The sequence below is a fragment of the Acinetobacter sp. ABJ_C1_1 genome (assembly GCF_044684115.1).
GTDB lineage: Bacteria > Pseudomonadota > Gammaproteobacteria > Pseudomonadales > Moraxellaceae > Acinetobacter > Acinetobacter nosocomialis_A.
Window position 1 is genome coordinate 1 of record NZ_JBITPU010000054.1, and the last position, 213, is coordinate 213.

Below are 213 nucleotides of genomic sequence, written 5' to 3' on the forward strand. Positions count from 1 at the left end.
CATTTGGTGCTGTGGTATCGATAGTCACCACTGCACCTGTTGTACCCACATTACCCGCAGGATCAGTTGCAGTCACAGTCACGGTGTGTGGACCATCGGTCAACACTGGAAGCGTATTGTCTGCAAGTGTCCAGGTGCCGTTGCCATTATTGGTTGCCGGATAGTTCACACCATCTACAGTCACCACAACAGTCGCAGTCGGATCATTCACTG

General features: G+C 51.6%; 1 protein-coding gene. It reads right to left on the reverse strand.

Features of this window, described 5'->3' with window-relative positions; genetic code table 11:
- A partial coding sequence (locus ACG59Z_RS18805) for an Ig-like domain-containing protein (RefSeq protein ID WP_400200736.1) occupies positions 1-213 on the reverse strand: 213 nt, incomplete at both ends.